The organism is uncultured Victivallis sp., from assembly GCF_944391105.1.
Taxonomy (GTDB): Bacteria; Verrucomicrobiota; Lentisphaeria; order Victivallales; family Victivallaceae; genus Victivallis.
Genome location: NZ_CALXSK010000021.1, coordinates 14,296 through 32,654, shown reverse-complemented (window position 1 = coordinate 32,654; position 18,359 = coordinate 14,296). Strand labels below are relative to the sequence as shown.

Here is an 18,359-nt window from a genome sequence, read left to right as displayed (position 1 = left end):
GGGGATTCCGCTTTTTTCGCTTGCAGGGACGACCGTTTGGTGATACATTGAAAGAATGAACAATCCCGAGTCGAACGAAATCAAATACCGCCGTATCGCGGCCATTCTGCGCGAACGGATCCGGCGCGGCATCTACCGCGTCGGCGACAAGCTGCCGAGTTATCCGCAGTTGTGCGAACTCTTCGAGGTCAGCGGCATGACGATCCGTCAGGCTGTCGCGCTGCTCGCGAACGAGGGGCTGCTCCGGCGCGAACGCGGCCGCGGCAAGGGGGTTTACGTGAATCCTCCTCCGCCGCCGGAGGGGAGGGCGCCTGCACTTCGGCGTCTCTGCATTCTGCCTGCGGCGCCGACACTGCGCAGTGACGACCCCGCGATTCAGCAGGGGGCGGTTCAGGCGGTCAATGCCGAGGAGGCGGGACTTGTGCTCATGCCCGCGCTTTCGGGCGCCGCCCGCAGGAGTTATCTGAATCATCTCATTGAGAGTGCCGGAATCGACGGTTTCCTCATCAACGGCCAGATCTTCGCTTCCGGAGATGAAGCGTTCGAAATCGTCGAGTCATTCGATGCGAAGCAGGTGCGTTACGTTCTGATCTTTTCGGCCGAGGATCCGTGTTCCCGAGACTTTCTGTCGCGGCGCCATCCCGGGGTCTATATCGATGAACAGCCCGCGCTGGCGAAGGCGCTGGCGAAGGCGGCTGCGCACGGGCGTTCGCGCATGCTCTTCGCGGGGGTTGACCGTTATTCGGTCGAGCGTTCGCTTTCGGTCGCTCGCAACACCCCGGGGGCGGCGGAATTCGAACTTGAGAAGATGCTCTTCGACGAGCTCGCGGCGAAATCGCTCTTCCGGGAGTTCGAGACGCGGCTGCTGCCGGAACTTGTCGATGAACGGACCACGCTCGTGCTGGAGGGGAGCAATCTGCCGCTCTCCTACTTCGACGCCCTTTTGAATGCGAAGGGGATGAAGCCGGGGCGGGATGTCTCGGTCTGTTACTTCGAGCACTACTGCAATCTCGATCCGCTTTTCGGCGCGCGCTACAGTTCCGTGTCGCGGCCCTACGCGGAACTCGGACGCGCGGCCGGGCTCATGCTCAAGCGCATGGTGCTGGAAAACGCCCCCGGCGAGGTGCTGCGAATTCCGGCGGAATTTACCGATCAGAGAACGATTTGAGTGTCGCTGCCGTACACCTCCGCCTCGGGGTGCTGGTGGCGGAACCAGGTGCGCTGGCGGCGCGCAAACTGCCAGGTGACGGTGCTGATGCGCTCGTACAGTTCTTCATATCCGAACTTCCCGGCAAGATAATCAGCGATGAGCCGGTAGCCGATCGCCTGGTGGGCGGTCGGGGTTTCGAGCAGTCCGGCTTTCACGGCGGCGGAGGCCTCCTCAATCCAGCCGTTTTCGAGCATCCGTCTGGCGCGGGACCGGATTCGCGCCTTGAGTTCATCCGCGGGCGGATCGAGCCGCACCGCCCGTACCGGATAGCGCAGTTCGTCGAACGGGTTCTTCTGAAGTTCGAGGATCGACTTTCCGGTCAGCAGCCGCACTTCGAGCGCGCGGATGAGGCGGCGACGGCAGTTTCCCCAGCGGGCGAGCCCGTCCGGATCGAGTTCGGCCATACGCCGTTTCAGCGCTTCCGCACCGGCATCGGAGTCGTAGGTTTCGTCGAGTTTCCGGCGCAGTTCGCGGTCGGCGGGCAGTTCGTCGAGACCGTAAAGCAGTGCCCGCAGATAGAGGCCGGTTCCTCCGGCAAGAATCGGTTTCCGGCCGCGCGCGCGGATCTGTGCGATGGACTGATCCGCAAGTTTCACGTAGGTGAATACGTCGACGCGCGTGTGGAAGTCGAAACAGCCGACCAGATGGTGCGGGATTTGTTTTCGCTCTTCCGCGGTCGGCTGCGCGGTTCCGATTTCGAGCCCCCGGTAGAGCTGCATCGAGTCGACCGAGACGATCTCTCCGCCATACCGGCGCGCGAGGTCGAGCGCGAGTGCGCTTTTTCCCGAAGCGGTCGGCCCCATGATGACTGTGATCTCTTCAGCGTTCAACAGTGTAGACCCCATGATTCGCATTGGAGAAGAGCAGCTTGAGCCGGCGGTGGAACCGCTGCTCGATCTGCTGTGCCGATTCGTCCGAACGCAGGATCACCAGCGTGCCGCGTTCAAGATTCTTCACCGGTCCGCGCGGACCGTCGAACCGGAAATCGCGCAAATCGGCTCCGGAAGTGTTCAGATAGAACATCAGAGGCCACGGATCGGCCTGGAAACTCGCGTATACCGCCAGCGGCCGTCCTTCAAACCGCTCGGCAATTTCAAAGGCCGTGCGCGACGGCGTATGTTCCGGACGCAGATAGTAACCGTAGAAGTAGTCGTCCGCCCCCGCTCCGCCGAAGCGGCGCGAGAACATGAGCCGCAGATTCGGCTGCTGCGCGAGGAATCCCCAGCCGACCGCCACCGCGAAGAGCGCCCCGATCCAGACCGTTCGGTTCCAGCGGCGGCGCAGACGGCAGTTCAGCGCGGTCAGGTCGCGGATCCCCGCCGCAAGCAGCAGCGCCCAGAGCGGCCAGAACGGGAAAAATACCCGCGGAAACGGCGCGACTTTCAACAGCAGTGCCATCGGCAGCGGAATGAGCCAGATCAGAAGCCGCATCGCCCGGATCCATTGGAATCGCTCCCGGTCGAGCGCAAGCAGCGAACCGGTTCCCGGCAGCAGCAGCATCGCGAACGAGTAGACGAATGCCGCCAGCACCGCGAGCAGCGCCCCCCAGCCGCTGTGCCACCCCTCTCCGAGCCGCAGGCAGCCGAGGAACGAGGGGAGGATCGGCAGATAAAAGAGCAGGAACATCGCCGGCGGAATGAGCGCCAGAATCCAGAATGCGCGCCGCTTCCAGAAGCCGTTGCCGAAGAGCGGCAGCGCATAGAGCACCACCCCCGCGAGCACCGCGAGGTTCGACGGGATCGTCGCAACTGCGCCGAGCGAGGCGAGCGCGTACCAGAAACCGCGTTTCCACTCCGGTTTCCCCGCGAAGTTCAGCGCCGTGTGCAGCGCAAGTACAATGAAGAGCGCGCTTGGCATATAGCCGCGCAGCGCCGTTGCGTAGATCAGGAACGGCACGGAAACCGCCATCGCCGTCAGCACCGGCAGCAGAATCGTCCCCCCCGCCATGCGCACCCGGAAAAAACGGTAGAACAGCAGCAGCGTCGCAATGCCGAACAGGAACGAAAGCAGTCGGAACCAGAAAACCGGCTCGATTCCCGGCGGCAGCAGCTGAAACCAGTAGTGCAACGCAATCGTGTAGAGAATCTGGTTGTTCGGTATCACGTAACTGCGGTAGATGGCCAGCGGCGAACCGCGCTGCGCGAAATCGAGGAATGTGAGCGCCTCGTCGAACCAGAGGTCGCGGCTCAGATAGGCCGGCGCAAAGAGAAACAGCGCACCGAGAATCAGCACCGGCGGGAGCAGTCTTGTCAATCTCCTGTCCACGGAATACTCCAAAAAAAAACAGCGGAAAGCATTGCGCCTTCCGCCGTAGTCGGAAACGAAAACTCTTAGAGCGAGATCGCTTCGGAGGGGCACTCGCCGACGCAGGCGCCGCACTCGATGCAGGTACCGGCATCGACATCAGCCTTGCCGTCGTTCACGGAAATCGCTTCGACCGGGCAGGCGCCGACGCAGGCTTCGCAACCAACACACTTCTCTTTGTCAACCTTAGCCGCCATTTTGATTCTCCTTGGAGTTGTTTGTTGAAACGGGCAATGCACCTAATATAACTTCATTTTCTTAAATGTCAAATCCGAACCACTGCCTCGCGAAGCCGATTGAAAAAAGAAGCACAATCAGCACCGGAATTACAACCGTGACATAGATCCGCAACGCCGATGGAAAGCGTATCCCGCTGCCGGTGTTCGCCTCTGTGAGGAAATTCTTCCACCCCCACCCGTAGCGGGAGGTGCAGAAGAGCACCACGAAGAGACTCCCGAGCGGCAGCAGGTTGCCGCTGACGATGTAGTCCTCAAGGTCGAGAAACGTGCTATTCCCCCCGAGCGGATGGACTCCGCTGAGCAGATTGTAGCCGAACGCGCAGGGCAGCGAGAGCACGGCGATGCCGATTCCGGTTGTGAGCGAAGCCGCGAGACGGCTGAATTTCAGTTCGTCGATCAGGAACGCGATGATGTTCTCGAATACCGCAACGACCGTCGTCAGCGCCGCGGCACTCATGAAGAGGAAGAAGAGCGTCCCCCAGATGCGCCCGCCCTGCATGACGTTGAAGACGTTCGGCAGCGAGACGAAGACGAGTCCCGGCCCGGAGTCTGGACGCACTCCGAACGAAAAACAGGCCGGGAAGATGATGACGCCCGCCAGAATCGCCACGAGCGTGTCCAGCGCCACAATCGCGAGCGTCTCTTTCGGAAGCGTGTGCGAGCGGTCGATGTAACTGCCGAAGATTGCGATGCTTCCGACGCCGAGGCTCAGCGTGAAAAATGCCTGGTTCATCGCTTCGACGATCACGCGCGGCAGTCCGACGTGCCGGATCGACTCCGGGTTCGGGAAAAGGTAGAACGAGAGCCCCTCCGCCGCACCCGGAAGGAACAGCGTCCGCAGACACAGTCCGATGAGCAGCAGAAACAAACTCGCCATCAGGAACTTCGTAATTCGTTCGACCCCCTTTTGCAGCCCGATTGCGCAGACCGCCGTGGAACCGGCCACGGTGAACAGCATGAATCCGGCCATCGCAACCGGATTGGCGAGAAAGCCGTTGAAATGGGCGGCCACTCCTTCCGCGTCAAGTTCCGAAAGCGAACCTGCGGCGAACTTCAGCGCATAGGCGATCATCCAGCCTGTGACGGTCGTGTAGAACATCATTAAGATGATGTTGCCGAGGAAGAACACCGCACCGGGATAGTGCCATTTGAACCGTTTGTCGCTTGCGAGCGTTTTGTACGCGCCGAAGATATTGCGGCGGCTCGCGCGGCCGAGCGAAAGCTCCATGACCATGACCGGCATGCCGAGCGCGATGAGGAAGAAGAGGTAGATCAGCACGAAGATCGCGCCGCCGTACTGGCCGCAGATGAACGGAAAGCGCCAGATGTTTCCGAGCCCGATCGCGCACCCTGCGGTCAGCAGAATGAAGCCGAGCCGCGAACCGAGGCTCTCGCGGGAAGAGTCGTTGTTGTCCATGCGAAATCCCTGTTGAAATTGTTGATCCGCATAAAATACTCCTTTCTGGTTGATTGTGCAAATTTTTTTCTTGAAAATAACGGTTTGAGCGGTATCTTATTAAGGATGAAATGATCAGTCCGGCGTGAAATCCGGGAATTTACTATTTTTACAGACGGGGAAGATGTCATCATGGTCAAGTGCGGGATTATCGGCTGCGGAGTGATTGCGCCGACCCATATCGAAGGCTACCGGGCTCTGCCGGAAGCCGAAGTTGTTCACCTTTGCGACCTGATTCCGGAGCGGGCCGCGGCCCTCGGAGAAAAGTACGGCATCGCCCGTCGCAGTACCGATTACCGGGAACTGCTGGCGGATCCGGAGGTCGAAGCGGTCAGCGTCTGCACCGACCACGCGAGCCACGCGCGGATCGTGGTTGACGCGCTCGCCGCGGGCAAGCACGTGATCTGCGAGAAGGCGCTCGGCCGCGTGCCGGAGGATCTCGCCGTCATGGTGAAGGCCGCGAAGGCGCATCCGGAGCTCGTTTCGAGTGGAATTTTCCAGCACCGGTACGAACCCGCGAACCGCCGTCTGCGCAAACTTGTCGCGGACGGAAAATTCGGGAAGATCCTCACGGTGAATCTCGTCTTCAGCTGTCTGCGCACGGAGGAGTATTACCGCAAAGACGCCTGGCGCGGAACGGTTGCGGGGGAGGGCGGCGGCATCCTCATCAATCAGGCGATTCACCACCTCGACCAGCTGCGTTACCTCTTCGGCAATGCGAAGCGGCTCGTGAGCCGCACGGCGAACCTCACGCATCAGGGGGTGATCGAGGTCGAAGACACGGCCGCGTTTCTGATGGAGTTCGATTCCGGGCTCTTCGGCACGGTCACGGCGACCAATTCGAGTTGCGTGGAGTGGCGGAGCTTCCTCACGATCGTCGGAACCGAGGCAAATCTGGAATATGCGAACGAGAAGCCGGTCTTTGTGGAGTCCTCGATCGAGGGGCGCGCGGCCGAAATCGAACAGGCGCTGACCGTTCGCGAGGAGGAGAAGGGGGCGATCGTCGGCAAGAAATACTACGGCGCAGGCCACACCGCTCAGCTTGCGGACTTCATCGATGCGATTCAGGAGAAGCGCCGGACCGAAGTCGAAATGGCCGATGCGGCCGATTCCGCCGCTCTTGTCATGGCGGTTTACGAATCGGAACGCACCGGCTCCTGGGTAGATATTCCGGCGTATTGACCGGCTGGTTTTTCCGAATATTCAGTAAATGGTCGTTTTGCCGTCCGCATGGACGGCGAACACTTTCTTCAGGGAGTCGACCAGAAGTTCATCTCCCTTCCGCAGATAACTGCCGTTGGCGCAGAAGAACCGCACTGGTTTGCCATTTTCGCTTGTCACGGCCAGCAGGCAGGCGTCGGTGTCCCATCCGGCGAGCGTGTTATTGGAGTTGCGGTGGCGCATGCGGCCGTCGGCGAGCAGGTTCAGCCATACTTCGGTTGATTTCGTGCCGCGGGTGATGCGGACTCCGATGGCGTTGACCGCTTCGAGCCGCTCGATTTCAGGTGCATCGCCCGGGTTGAGCAGAATCGCCGTGACGAATTTCATGACTCTCGCTTCGCCGGGCGGCACGATCGCATAGTAGGGCACCGGGGCGTTCTGGGCGTGGTCGACGAGTCCCTGCTTTTCGACCAGCCGTACCCGCTCGGGGAAGTCGTGTTCAAATCCCTCGGCGAACCGTTCCGGGAAAAGCGGCCGGATCGCGATGTCGGCGCTTCCTTTCGTCACATTCAGATCCAATCCCTTGCGGACGGTTTCCCCCCCCAGTGTGAATCAGCCACTCGAACTTGCCGGGATGGAATGTCTTGAGGTCGTCGATCACAAGGATCACGTCGTCGATCCAGAGAAAACTGCGATAGTTGCGGATGAAATTCTGCGAGACCGGACCGGTGGCATCTGCCAGCACATATTTCAGCGTTCCGGCATCGATCAGATGGTGGACCGAACCGGGGAATTTCGAGCCGTGATAGGTGTCCTCCGGATTTTCTCCCTCGCCGTTGAACAGCACGACGTTGTGCGCGGTGCTCTGGCGGTAGTAGGCGTCGTACTGCGGATGCGGGTACCAGCAGTTGCCGGAGTCGATCAGCAGATTTTTGCCGCGGTGAAAGAGCAGGAACGAGCCCGCGTCGGCGTGAGCGTGGTTCCAGGTGAAGCCCGATTTCACGGCCAGCAGCGTCGCGTCCTTTTTCCACGAGTCGCGCATGACCGCCCACCCCATGTCCGGGTAGAGCGCGCTCGTCGGCAGATCGGGGAGGGCGGGCGCGTTAGCAAGCTCCTCCGCGGAGGGGTAGAATACCTGCCCGAGCGGAGAATTTTGCGAAATTGCCTCCTTGTAACTGGAGTTTGCCGTTTGCGCGAGATACCAGAGATGGCGCGCCTTCCCGAGCCCGTTCGCACGGAGCCAGACCAGCGGCTGGCTGCCGTCCGCATGCAGCGAGGAGTCGCCGAAGTTCAGCGAGAGCAGCCCGTCGCTTGAGGGATAAGAGCTGTTCAGGAAGAAATCTCCGACTTTGCTTAGCAGCGGGATTTCCGGCAGCGCGTCTCTCCGCGCATTGTTCCAGGCGGTGTGAAATGTAAGATAGGTTGAAAGCGCGTAGTTCCCGTAGCCGACACTCTCGTAGAATCCTCCTTCGCGGTCGAAGGTGGAGGGTTTGTTGTTGAGCATGCTGCCGGGATATTCGAACCACTCCTTTGTCGCGGTTTTGATCCGTTCGAGGTACGGCAGTACGCGCGGCTCCTCATCCGAAACCGCCAACGCCGCAAAGCCGGGCAGAAAGACGCAGGAGCTCCACCAGTTGTGCCCCATCGAGTCGAGCGTGGTTGTGCGGGTTTTGCCGAAGAGCCATTCCCCAAGCATCGGTTCGATGCCGCGCGTGACGATGCCGGAAGCGATGGCTTTGCGCTCCTCCGGCGTGAGCATGTCGCGGATGCTGTCGAAGCCGAGTCCCATTTCATAGCACTTGTGGGCGCCGCCGAGGCCGCCGTTCCAGGGAGCGGCGGTCGGGGAAACGCACTCCTTGAGGAGTTTTTCCCGGACCTTTTCGGCGTATTTTTTATCTCCGGTCACGCGGTAGGCGAGCGACCACGCTTCGATCCGGTTTTTCCCGCCGCGTTCGACGAGTTCAACGACTTTTCTGCGCCCCTCCGGCGTTTTCAAGTGAGCGATGTTCTTCTCCGTGAAGAGCAGTCGGGGGGCGTTCCCGGCTGCGCACAAAAATACGACGCCGAGAAACAGCAGTGGAAAGAGCAGCCGTTTCATGGGACTCCCTCTTATTTCGCTTGTTTGTACAGCACGACGGTCGTGCCGGGCTTGACCTCGAGGACGGTCCCTCCCTCGACAGCCGGGCCGTCCGGAAGAATGCGGTAATTCCCGGCCGGAACCGTGAAACGGTAGGTTTTGTTCTTCCGTGTGGCGTTCATCGCGATCTCGTAAGGGCCGTAGCCGCAGCGGTAGAATTCCGCCTTGCCGATGAAGGTCTGGTCGTCGGCATGTTCCGCCTGCGGGATTTTGATGCCGGCTTTGAGCTGCCGATAATAGCCGCCGGGGTAGTTGAAGCGGTTCGGGCGGAACCCGTAGACCACCCAGTCCGGCTCGGTGCTGAACTTGCCGGAGGGAATGAACTCCTGCTCCTGATGAACGGTTGCGATGTGTTCGGCCTGCGGCGTGACCAGATGGATTTTGCAAGGTTGTTGATGCCGCGCTGGGCACGCCAGTAGAGCTCGGCGAAGAAAACGTCCGATCCGTTCTTGAGCGCCACGACGCCGATCTCCTCGTCAGTGAAGACGAAATCCTCTCCGCGCATCGGCATGCCGCCTTCGGCCTTGTCGAGTTTTTTCAGGATTTCCGTGTAACGTTCCGGCAGATGGAGCAGCCCGATGAAATCGGGACGTTTGCCGGGGCGCAGACTCGCGGCGACGTTCTCCTGAAAATAGCCGTCGGCGAGCATCTCCTTGAAGCAGCCGAGCAGTTTCTCGTTACCGGTGTAGTAGATCGTGCGCAGGTCGATCCCCTTGCCGACATAGGCCGGTTCACCCGGAAAGTGGGCGTTCCGCCAGTCGATGTAGACTTCGAGCCGCATGACCGGATGGTTGTCGACGGTCACGCCGGGGTAGCGGAAGATCGTGCGCGCGAGCGCGGCCTGTTCCATCGTCCGGAAGATCTCCGGATCGCCCTTGCCGGTACGGCGGTCGAGGGTCGCTTCATAGCTGTCGGCGGAGGTCCAGATGGTGCTTTCTCCGTAGTTGCCGACGAATCCCCACTCTTTGGAGAGGAATTTCTTCGTAAGTTCGTAATAGTTTTTTCCAGGGGTATTTTTCGGGTCGGCGTTGGAGAGATCGGGATTGATTCCGTTGCTCCACGGCAGGATGCCGAGCGCCTCTTTCATGAACTTCAGCGTCACTTCGAGCGGCACGCCGCGCGAGTCGTCGAGAATGTGGACAGCGCGGTTGTTGCGGTGGCCGTTGTTGTCGACGATCTGGCTCTGGTTTGCGAGCCAGCGGCGGTCGCGCACGAGCTGGAACGTGCTCGCCTCGAAGAGATCGCACCAGAGGTCGCGCCGCTTGACGGCTTTTCCGGCGCCGTTGTCGATCTCCTCGTCCAGAACGGGTTTCAGGGCGTCCTCGAGCAGAATGAGTGCGGTCGCCTGTTCGCCGCAGCCGGTCCAGCTTCCTTTCGTGACGACTTTCTCCGGCTCCTTGACGAAACGGCGCGCGAGCGCGTCGATCGCGGCGGTCACATATTCGACAACTTTCGGATTGCGGTAGGCGCTGCACCACGGAACGTGGTATGCTTCGGCGACGAGCGGAAGCCGCCACGGGTCACGCGCCGGATCGCTCTTCAGACATTTGGCCAGTTCGCGCTCGATGCGCGCCTTGACCGCGTCGAGGTCGATCTCCGGAATGTCGGAGCGGGGAGTCGGCGGCTCGACCGCGACTTCGGTGTCGGGCCGGAAATACGGATCGGAGTGGATGTAGACCGCGTAGATGCCGCGGCTGTCCTGCGAGACGTTTTTCTGGAACTGGCCGAAATTGTTGCCGTATCCCCAGATCTTTCCGGTGGCGCGGATTGCGACGTCGATTTCGGACTTGCCTTTCGTCGCAACTTCCGGCAGCACGAACGTCGTGCAGGTGAAGCGGCCCGCGTACTGCGGATTCGGGTTCGAGGCGTGCGGCGCGTCGCGCGGTTCGCACTGTTCGTAGTCGAGGATGTCGTAATCGCCGAGGTGCATGTATCCCATCTGTTTGTTGTCGATGAACATCACAAGGTGGTCGTGCGTCACGTCGCCGCCCCAGAACTTGACGGTGATGTAGTTCTTCGCTGCGGGATCGACTTTCAGCCGGAAACGCATCGGGGCGCTCTGCCAGCTCTCTGTTTCCGGTTTCAGGAGTTTGCGCCCGGTGGTATTGTACGCCCCCTGGACGACGGCGCTCTCTTCTCCGATGAAGTTGTGCGCCTTTTCGCTTTCGGCGTCCCCGAACCGGATCGCGTCGAGCGTGCCGGCGGGACTGGACAGCGCGAGCAGCGCGGCCGCGGCCGTGACGAGAATTGTTTTCTTCATGGATATTCCTCCTTACTCCGTCTTTTCCAGCAGCTTGCCGTTGCGGTGAAGTTCGACCGACGGTTTTGCCTGTGTGCTGTAGAAGTTATTGATTTTCAGGCGATCGATCGTGCCGTCGACCAGTGTGACTTCCACGGTGTTTTCGTCGAGCGCACGGGCGGATTTCACGCGGGGAGTCCCCTCGTGCGGTTCGAGGACGGTCAGGAACTTCGCCTCTTTCCCGACTGTGCGGACGCTCGTGACCTTGCGCAGATTCTCCTCCTGGTCGGCCGGGAAGTCGCCCCCGACCGATGCCGTGAGCCGGACCGCGTTCAGCCCGGAGAGGTCGAATGTCAGCGTGGCGGGTTTTTTGTCATCCTTCGGCTCCGCCGCGAGCGTGTCGAAGCAGACCATTCCCGCGAGCCGCACGGGGCCGCCGTAGTAGTCGTTGCCGGACTCCGGCAGCGCCTTCAAGTTCACGGCGGCCGGTTTGAGCGACGAGAGCGGAATGGTTTTGCCATCGGCGGTTTTCAGCGCGGCGTTGCCCCAGAAGAGTGTGTCGGCGGTGCCGCGCTTGAACTGGTCCTTGCGGGTTTCGAGCGTCAGATGTTTGACGCCGGTCACGTCGATGTCGAGGTCGCCGCGGCCGAGAATCCAGGCGTGGAACATGCCGGAGGCGAGCTCTTTCCCGTCGCCGAGAACCCGATCGTTCAACCGCTTGGCGACCGACTGCGACTCGGGATAGTCGCCGATGAGCAGCTGCGCTTTCCGCGGCCAGAGCTGCCGGGCTTCGACGAAGAGTTCGCCCGGCTCATGGTAGTAGTCGTCGGTCAGCTCGAGGCCGCCGCGGCGGTTTCTGCCGTCCGCTTTTTTCGGGTTGAAGTGGTACCGGCTCGTGAGTTTCACCGGGGCGGTCATATCGTACTCGTCGACGTTGACCACGAACTGTCCGGAGGAGAGCGGGGAGACGTCGAACTGCTCCCGGTGGCCGGTCTTCTTCACTCCCTCGAGCGGTTTTGCACCGCGCAGGTGCAGCAGATTGTCGAATGTATGCTCCTTTTCGCTCTTCAGATAGTCGGCGACGAGCACGTAGTCATCGGTCACGAGCTGCAGTCGGCGTGCAAAGACCGGTTCGGTGTAATCGGTGGTTTCCGTGAACGGCGGATGGTTTTCCGGAATCGGGACGAACCGCTCGGTCCCCTCGCGGATTTCCCTGACCTTGTCGTAGCCGCCGAGGAAAAGCGGGTTGCTCCAGCGGGTGGAACCGTCAGCCGCGACCGCCTGCAGGTATTTCCCCGTGTGGAACAGCAGCGGACGGCATTCGGTCGGCTCCTGCATTTTGCCATCTACCACAACCATGTTGTGCGCCAGCGACGGCTGCACCCAGAATTTGTACATGAAACTCGGATAACCGTACCAGGTCGACTCCGGATTCCAGAATCCGCGTCCATAACGCATCAGGCTCAGCAGGCTCAGCCGGTCGAAGTGTCCGTGAAAACCGCCGTGGGTGCCGTATTTGAAGCCGAGCTGAATCTGGTCGCGATCGGAGCCGGACTGCGAGCGCAGCAGCGCGATTCCGGCGTTATCGCTGTGGGCGGAGTTCCGGTAAAGGGTCGGCGTCTCCTCCGGCAGTTCCGCGACGGCGTAGACGAGGTCGCGGGTGGAGTTCCGCTTCAGAATCGCCGCGTAACGCGGGTCGCGATAGGCGTAGTAGGCCAGTTCAAACACATCGCCGCCGACGGAGAACTCGTGCCCGTCGCCCATGCCGATCATGATGCCGCGGTAGTCGGGATAATCGAGGACTCCGTCCCACATCGCTTTGAATCCGAGGCTGTTGCGCGTAATCGGACCGTATTTCGTAAATGCCATGCCCTGATAATTTTCCAGTTCATAGGGACGGCGGCCGGAGAGATCCGAGAGCGCGATCGGGAACTGCGCGTTCAGGAGGTCGATTCCGAACGGTTTCGCCATCAGCCCGAGCTTCGTGAAACACTGCGCGCAGTGCAGATTGTAGGTGACCGACATCTCAAACCACCAGCCGTCGCTCATCGTTCCGCAGACGAACTGGTCGATCAATCCGGTCGGCGCATAGACGAGCGTGTTGAACCGCGCCAGATCGTGCAGGATGAGCGCACAACCCGCCGCCGGAACCTGATTGAAAATCGTCCAGTTCGTGATCGCGCCGTCGCCCATGCGGTCGATGACCGTGTCGATGAAGAGGCGTATCGTGTGCTCCACTTGTTCGCGCTCGGAAGGAGTGAGCTTGTCGCGAATGATGTCGTAGGAGTTCGCCACGAGTTCGAAGGTGCCGCCCTCCTGCGGCTGTCCCTGGCTGGTTGCATGCAGCAGCACGGGGTATCCGTCCTTCGGATTGCTGAACATCAGCAGAAAATCGCGGATTTTCTTCAGATACTGCTCTTCCCCGGTTAGTTTATACAGAATCAGGCAGCTGCGCAGTTTTTCCTCGTAACGGGTGCGGACGACCCCCATCGTCCCCTGATCGGACATGACGCCGGATTTTGCGGGCGGCGTCCAGCCGTCCGCGAGCGCTTTCGCTCTGGCGAACTCCTTTTTTGCCCATTCATATTTTTCGACGTTGGCGGCGATCTCCTTCCAGCCGGCCTCATCCCGCATCAGAAACGGCGAGGGGACGCGCTGGACGGTGATGAATTCGAGCGATTCCGGTACCGCGCCGGGGGCGACCGGTGAAACCTCGACCCGCGTAATTTCGTTCGCTCCTGCGGGCAGCCGGGTTGGAACTTCAACCGTCAGAGTGACGGCGGCGGTTTCTCCGGGTACGAGTTCAAGCGTGTCTTGTGAGAGTTTCGCGGACATTCCCTCCCAGCCGCGCCTCGGCAGCGTCAGGCGGAACGCCTGTTTGCGGCTGGTCGTATTTTTGACCGTGAACGGATATTCCGCAACGCCGTTTTCGGCGGCCTTCGAGCGGATCGGCGCACTCAATTTCACGAACGGAGCTTCGACAAACCGCACATTGCGGATTTCGGCTTTTCCGTTTTTCGCCGTGAACGAGAGCCGGCCGATGAACTTCAACGTGTAGTTTTCGCCGCGTGCGAAGTCGAACGAGGAGATCGGCAGCTCCATGCTCTGCCACTCCGCCGAGACAGGCAGCCGAAACGTCGCATTCGTACGGTCGAATCGATCGCGCCGCCCCTCGTACTCCGCGACGTGCAGCGTGGCACTCCCCTCGAAGGGTGTCGCGCCGATGTTGCGCGCTTCAAACCGCACGGCGTAGACGTCGCGCAGATCCCAGGCGGAGTCGTTTTTCTGCACAAGTCCGTGCCAGTACCAGCCCTTGGATCCCTTCGGCGCGGCCAGCGTCGCGGGTTCGTCGAGCGGCACGGCGGCGGGGTCATTCAGTTTGAGGTCGGCGGTGTTTGCCGTTCCAGCGAGGCAGAGCCCCAGCAGAAATGGAAGAGCGTATGGTCTGGACATGCGAAGAGTCTCCTATTTGACGATGTGAAATGTGCGCGTGACCGGGCGGGCCGTCTGCCGTTCCGGTTTGGCTCCGCTGCCGCAGCCGTACTGCCACGCGGTGACCTTGACTTCGACCGGGAATTTTGCATTCGGCGGAATCTCCGTGAAGATGAGCTCCTGATTGTTCAGGTAAGCCGGGCCGTGGACGACGAAATATTCGACCGGAAACCCCGTATTGCAGACCGCATGGAGCGTGATCGACTTCGTGCCCTCTTTCACATCCGGAATCTCAGGGAATGTGATGAACTGGCGGATGCCGCGAGTGTTCTTTGCCGGAACGCTCATCGAAGATTGCAGCACACTGCGGCGGAAAACCGCGTCTCCCGGATGGATCGCGTTGAACGAGAACGAGTGAGAGCGGTTGCTCCGGTTGAAGCCAAACCGGTCGAATCGCACTGCGACGGTCTCATCGTCAAGACGTACCACCGGGCCGCTCGATGGATAGATCCGCACATTTTCCGGGTCGTCCCCATGCACAAGCCCGGTTACGGTTTTGCCGTTCCGGTCGGTGAGGGAATCCGGAAATCCCCCTTTGAGCCGGAATGTGAGTCCGTCCTTCCCGGGCCGGAAAGCCGGATGGACCTGAAAGTGGTCGCCGCGCCGCGGCAGCATTTTCCCTTCCTGCACGTAACCGATTTCCTGCCGTTTCTTCCCGCGATAGAGTGCCTCGTGCGCTTCGTGAAATTTCGCGTGTTCCTCATCGAAGACCCAGTTGTTTTCGGGGCCCCACTTGCCGACTTTCGCCGGCTGGAACGTGCCGACCGGGGCGGCAGGAACGCGCGGCGGATTGTCGCCCTGCCAGAAGTCGATGTACCAGCCGTCGGCGACGGCGACTTTTTTCAGCGGAAGCGTGCCGACGCCGCGCGCCTTGTCCGCTTTCATGAGATATTTCCCCATGTAATCGATGATGGCGTCGTTGATGTCGAAATGGGTCGAGCCTGGATCGGAAATCTCCGTGAGCACGATGCCCGGCACCTTGCTGCGGACGATCAGCGGGCGGTCGTTCCCGACCGGGCCGTAGCCGCCCGTGCGCTGCAGAAACGGGATCCCCTCCATGCGTTTGAGGTCGTCCGGCGTGATGGTCGGATTCGTTCCGAACGTGCGGTCGTGAAAGAGTCCGGGGGAGGTTCCGTCAAACGAAATCCCGGAGATCGTCCGCTCCGGTTTCTATGCCGCGAGCTGGTAGGGGAAGTCCGCCATCGCGGAGTGGCCGAGACCGACGAACGGAACCTGTTCCAGCTCCGGGTAGCCGGTGATTTCGGCGAATTTGCGGAACATCGCTTCAAGCGGTTCCGTGTGCGCCGGATTGCGCGGATCGAGATTTCCGTTCCACGGTTTGCCCGAGAAATAGGAGGGGGCGATCCAGATGCAGCCATAGTCGAGTTTCTGAAGGTACTCCCGGAATTTCGGATGCTCCATGATCGGGCGTTCGAGCATGTTGTACTGACCAATCACGACGCCGCGCACGTGTGCGGTCCTTTCCGGAATGTAGAGGAATGCCTTCGACGGTTCGCCCGTTTCGTGGCTGATCGATCCGGGGATGTCGACCGACCACTGCCAGACCGCCCGGTCGAGTTCCATTCCGCGGAAGGGGGAAACAGCCCCCTGGGCCTCCGGGATCGGAGCGAAGGCGCCGGTAATGGCGCTTCCCTTGAACTTCCCGCGCTCCTTGTATCGGGCGCAATTCAGTTTTCCCTCGATGCCGTAGAAGATGAGGATCGATTTTTCGCGGCCGGGAGCCGGATCGTCTTTCCCGTCGATGCCGAGCGTCGGGAAATCGAGCGAAACTTCCCGGTTGGAAGCGATGATCTCCCGCATTTTTTCCGTGACGTCGAGATAGTTCCCGTTGTCGCCGAACCAGGCGCTGCCGAGTTGAAATTCCTGGGAGACCGGCGTATTCGCCGCGATGCCGCTGAAGGTCCGTTCGTCAAGTTCGGCGGTTTTCTCCGTGCCGTCGTTGTCCTTGTAGGTAACGACGAGTTTCTTGGCAACGCCGGGTGCGGGATCTCGCCCCGCCATCCGGTTTCCGTCGATCCAGCCGAAATAGAGGTCGTCGTTGATCCTCATTTCCCGGAATGCGGCGGTCACGTCGGCCCAACGGTTGTCGGAGCCGAATTTTGCGCTGCGCACTTCGAGCGCCGCGGCTGCGAGCGTGCCGCAGAGCAGCGTTGCGATGAACAGAGACCGGACGGGATGAGTCATCATGCTTCCTCCTCCTGCAGTTCGAGTTTGGCCGCGACCGATTTTTCCGCCGGGCGGCGGTTTTTGCGTTTCCCGAGGTAGAGCAGCCATGCTCCCAGAGCGGTGACGAATCCGCCGCAGCCGAGGATCGCGATTCTGCCGGCCGGGGCGTTGTCGAACACCAGCAGCGCGAGGATCGAGATTCCGTAGACCAGTGCGAGCATGCCGATCGTGAAGAACTGGCGCGCATCGCTGTTGTACTCCTCGCCGGAGCACTCGGTTTCGGGGTCGATCGGGCGGTTCATGTCGTCGAAGAACTGATTCACGCGCTTCTTCACCTCGGCGCTGCGCCGGTCGGGGAAGAGCATCGTTCCGTAGAACCAGAGCACGCAGACCGAGATCAGAATCCCGGTGGTGATTGCGAGCTTCAGGTCGTTGAGTTCATTGCTGTTGAGATTGCAGGCCGCGAACCAGGTCGCCAGATTCTCTTTCGTAAGAACAGCCGCGAGCAGCAGCGAGAAGGTGAATCCGACTGCGAGCGTGCTCCACGCCGCCCAGTCCGGTGCTTTCTTGTGGAACATTCCGAGCATCATCGGAACCGCCTGCGGGATACCGGTACAGGTCGCCGTGATGAGCACGAGTTCGTAGAGTTGCAGATCTTTCAACGTCGCGAAGAAGATCGCCACAAGCGCGTAGAGGATTCCGAGCACGGCGGTGAAGAGCCGCCCGAGATGGAGCTGTTTCGTCTCGGAGGCGTGCGGGTTGATCAGCGGCAGATAGATGTTGCGGATGATCGATCCCGCAGTCGCATTGAGTCCGGAATTCATGCTCGTGAGCGTCGCGGCGAAAATCCCGCAGACCAGCAGCCCGAGCAGCCCCTGCGGCAGCGCGAGCGATGCGATGTGAATGAAACTCGCCTCCTGTGGATTCCCCATCTTCGGATAAAGTTCTTTGAGTTCCGGCAGTGTGAAGAGCACCGCGCAGGTGAGCGGCGGAATCATGATGATGAACGTGTGCGGCAGCGCGGCGAGCCACGAGATCGCGCAGATCTTCCGCGCATCCTTTCCGGTTTTGACGAAGACAAAGCGCGATGCGCCTGCAGCGAGGCTGTTGCCGAGAATCGTCTGATTCAGAATCAGCGTGACGAGGTAGGGAATGAGAATCCACCAGCGGCTGAACTGATTCCAGTCGACCAGTTCCGGCTTCGAGCTCACCGCTTTGACCAGTCCGGAGAAGCCGCCGATCGATTTGCCGGTGCCGCCGAGATTGTCCGAGTAGAGGATCAGCAGCACCACTGCGAGCGAGACCACGACGAGGATCAGCATCTGGATGAAATCCCCCGCCGTCGCGGCCCACGATCCGCCGAGCATGGTCATCACGACGATGATCGTCGTCAGGACGATGATGAGGAACAGCATGCCGCCGTCGATGCCGAGCGAGGTCGCGAATTCGTTGAACGCCCCCTGATTCAGCCACTGCAGTTCGTTCGGAAAGACGCAGCTCATGAAGAGTGCGATCGTGTAGAGTGAAATTCCGCCGAAGATGATATTGAACGGCATCGGCAGCCAGGTGATGACCTGCTCATTGATTCTGCCGAAGCGGTTGCGCACGGCTTCCGCTCCGGTGATGACGCGCATCTGCCGGAATTTGTGCGCCGTGAAGAATACCGGGAACACCGTTCCGCAGAAGTTCGCGATCGGCAGCGTCAGGAAGAAGAGGCCGCTGTAATAGATCTTTCCCGCCGCGCCGGTGTAGGTCCACGCCGAGAATCCGGTCATGAACATGCTCGCCGCGGCGATCCACCACGCCATGTTTCCGCCGCCGCGGAAGTAGTCGCTCGCGTTGCGGCTGAATGATTTGAACACCGGGCCGAGCGCGAGCATGAAGAGCAGGTAAAACCCGATGACAAGATAATCCGACAAGTGCAGCATGGTTAT

General features: G+C 60.7%; 14 protein-coding genes. 2 read left to right on the top strand and 12 right to left on the bottom strand.

Annotation, left to right across the window (positions count from 1 at the left end; translation table 11 throughout):
* Positions 1–55 precede the first annotated feature (55 nt).
* Positions 56–1,168, top strand: a complete 1,113-nt coding sequence (locus Q0K10_RS08145) for a GntR family transcriptional regulator (RefSeq protein WP_294505647.1) — start codon at positions 56–58, stop codon at positions 1,166–1,168.
* On the opposite strand, the gene miaA is transcribed toward Q0K10_RS08145, so the two are convergent.
* The 4 genes from miaA to Q0K10_RS08125 all read right to left on the bottom strand — a co-directional run bounded on the left by miaA (position 1,153) and on the right by Q0K10_RS08125 (position 5,170).
* Complete coding sequence (gene miaA, locus Q0K10_RS08140) at positions 1,153–2,040, bottom strand: tRNA (adenosine(37)-N6)-dimethylallyltransferase MiaA (RefSeq protein ID WP_294505643.1); 888 nt, start codon at positions 2,038–2,040, stop codon at positions 1,153–1,155. The genes Q0K10_RS08145 and miaA overlap by 16 nt on opposite strands.
* Positions 2,030–3,475, bottom strand: a complete 1,446-nt coding sequence (locus Q0K10_RS08135) for a hypothetical protein (RefSeq protein ID WP_294505640.1) — start codon at positions 3,473–3,475, stop codon at positions 2,030–2,032. The genes miaA and Q0K10_RS08135 overlap by 11 nt, the downstream gene beginning before the upstream one ends.
* 65 nt (positions 3,476–3,540) lie before the next feature.
* Positions 3,541–3,711, bottom strand: a complete 171-nt coding sequence (locus Q0K10_RS08130) for a 4Fe-4S binding protein (RefSeq protein WP_294481804.1) — start codon at positions 3,709–3,711, stop codon at positions 3,541–3,543.
* 61 nt (positions 3,712–3,772) lie between these two features.
* Entirely contained in the window at positions 3,773–5,170 is a 1,398-nt protein-coding gene (locus tag Q0K10_RS08125; protein WP_294505637.1) for a sodium-dependent transporter, read from the bottom strand.
* A gap of 171 nt (positions 5,171–5,341) precedes the next feature.
* On the opposite strand from Q0K10_RS08125, the gene Q0K10_RS08120 reads away from it, so the two are divergent.
* The gene (locus tag Q0K10_RS08120; RefSeq protein WP_294505634.1) at positions 5,342–6,391 is read left to right on the top strand and encodes a Gfo/Idh/MocA family oxidoreductase; all 1,050 of its coding nucleotides are present in this window, start codon (positions 5,342–5,344) and stop codon (positions 6,389–6,391) included.
* A gap of 21 nt (positions 6,392–6,412) precedes the next feature.
* Here Q0K10_RS08120 and Q0K10_RS08115 read toward each other — a convergent pair whose 3' ends face one another.
* The 8 genes from Q0K10_RS08115 to Q0K10_RS08080 form a co-directional block, all read right to left on the bottom strand.
* Positions 6,413–6,937 carry a hypothetical protein gene (locus Q0K10_RS08115; protein ID WP_294505632.1) on the bottom strand — a complete coding sequence of 175 codons (525 nt, stop codon included), beginning with the start codon at positions 6,935–6,937 and terminating at the stop codon, positions 6,413–6,415.
* Positions 6,870–8,468, bottom strand: coding sequence for a heparinase II/III family protein (locus tag Q0K10_RS08110; RefSeq protein WP_294505630.1), 1,599 nt, complete (start codon positions 8,466–8,468; stop codon positions 6,870–6,872). Before Q0K10_RS08110 ends, Q0K10_RS08115 begins: the two co-directional genes overlap by 68 nt.
* An 11-nt stretch (positions 8,469–8,479) precedes the next feature.
* Positions 8,480–8,629 (bottom strand): hypothetical protein, encoded by a 150-nt coding sequence (locus tag Q0K10_RS08105; RefSeq protein WP_294505628.1) that lies wholly within the window; start codon positions 8,627–8,629, stop codon positions 8,480–8,482.
* On the bottom strand, positions 8,626–10,767 hold the full coding sequence (locus tag Q0K10_RS08100; RefSeq protein ID WP_294505626.1) for a hypothetical protein: 2,142 nt from the start codon (positions 10,765–10,767) through the stop codon (positions 8,626–8,628). The genes Q0K10_RS08105 and Q0K10_RS08100 overlap by 4 nt, the downstream gene beginning before the upstream one ends.
* A gap of 12 nt (positions 10,768–10,779) precedes the next feature.
* Positions 10,780–14,199 (bottom strand): heparinase II/III family protein, encoded by a 3,420-nt coding sequence (locus tag Q0K10_RS08095; protein WP_294505624.1) that lies wholly within the window; start codon positions 14,197–14,199, stop codon positions 10,780–10,782.
* 12 nt (positions 14,200–14,211) lie between these two features.
* Positions 14,212–15,297 (bottom strand): hypothetical protein, encoded by a 1,086-nt coding sequence (locus tag Q0K10_RS08090; protein WP_294505622.1) that lies wholly within the window; start codon positions 15,295–15,297, stop codon positions 14,212–14,214.
* Positions 15,298–15,408: 111 nt separating this feature from the next.
* Complete coding sequence (locus Q0K10_RS08085; RefSeq protein WP_294505620.1) at positions 15,409–16,446, bottom strand: hypothetical protein; 1,038 nt, start codon at positions 16,444–16,446, stop codon at positions 15,409–15,411.
* Positions 16,443–18,353 carry a hypothetical protein gene (locus tag Q0K10_RS08080; RefSeq protein WP_294505618.1) on the bottom strand — a complete coding sequence of 637 codons (1,911 nt, stop codon included), beginning with the start codon at positions 18,351–18,353 and terminating at the stop codon, positions 16,443–16,445. Before Q0K10_RS08080 ends, Q0K10_RS08085 begins: the two co-directional genes overlap by 4 nt.
* Positions 18,354–18,359: the final 6 nt, after the last annotated feature.

What these genes read in the sequence shown, in the direction of transcription:
- Q0K10_RS08145 (WP_294505647.1), top strand. Translation starts at nt 56, where the DNA reads ATGAACAATCCCGAGTCGAACGAAATCAAATACCGCCGTATCGCGGCC.
- Q0K10_RS08130 (WP_294481804.1), bottom strand. Translation starts at nt 3,711, where the DNA reads ATGGCGGCTAAGGTTGACAAAGAGAAGTGTGTTGGTTGCGAAGCCTGC.
- Q0K10_RS08125 (WP_294505637.1), bottom strand. Translation starts at nt 5,170, where the DNA reads ATGGACAACAACGACTCTTCCCGCGAGAGCCTCGGTTCGCGGCTCGGC.
- Q0K10_RS08120 (WP_294505634.1), top strand. Translation starts at nt 5,342, where the DNA reads ATGGTCAAGTGCGGGATTATCGGCTGCGGAGTGATTGCGCCGACCCAT.
- Q0K10_RS08110 (WP_294505630.1), bottom strand. Translation starts at nt 8,468, where the DNA reads ATGAAACGGCTGCTCTTTCCACTGCTGTTTCTCGGCGTCGTATTTTTG.
- Q0K10_RS08105 (WP_294505628.1), bottom strand. Translation starts at nt 8,629, where the DNA reads ATGAACGCCACACGGAAGAACAAAACCTACCGTTTCACGGTTCCGGCC.
- Q0K10_RS08100 (WP_294505626.1), bottom strand. Translation starts at nt 10,767, where the DNA reads ATGAAGAAAACAATTCTCGTCACGGCCGCGGCCGCGCTGCTCGCGCTG.
- Q0K10_RS08095 (WP_294505624.1), bottom strand. Translation starts at nt 14,199, where the DNA reads ATGTCCAGACCATACGCTCTTCCATTTCTGCTGGGGCTCTGCCTCGCT.
- Q0K10_RS08090 (WP_294505622.1), bottom strand. Translation starts at nt 15,297, where the DNA reads ATGGAGGGGATCCCGTTTCTGCAGCGCACGGGCGGCTACGGCCCGGTC.
- Q0K10_RS08085 (WP_294505620.1), bottom strand. Translation starts at nt 16,446, where the DNA reads ATGATGACTCATCCCGTCCGGTCTCTGTTCATCGCAACGCTGCTCTGC.
- Q0K10_RS08080 (WP_294505618.1), bottom strand. Translation starts at nt 18,353, where the DNA reads ATGCTGCACTTGTCGGATTATCTTGTCATCGGGTTTTACCTGCTCTTC.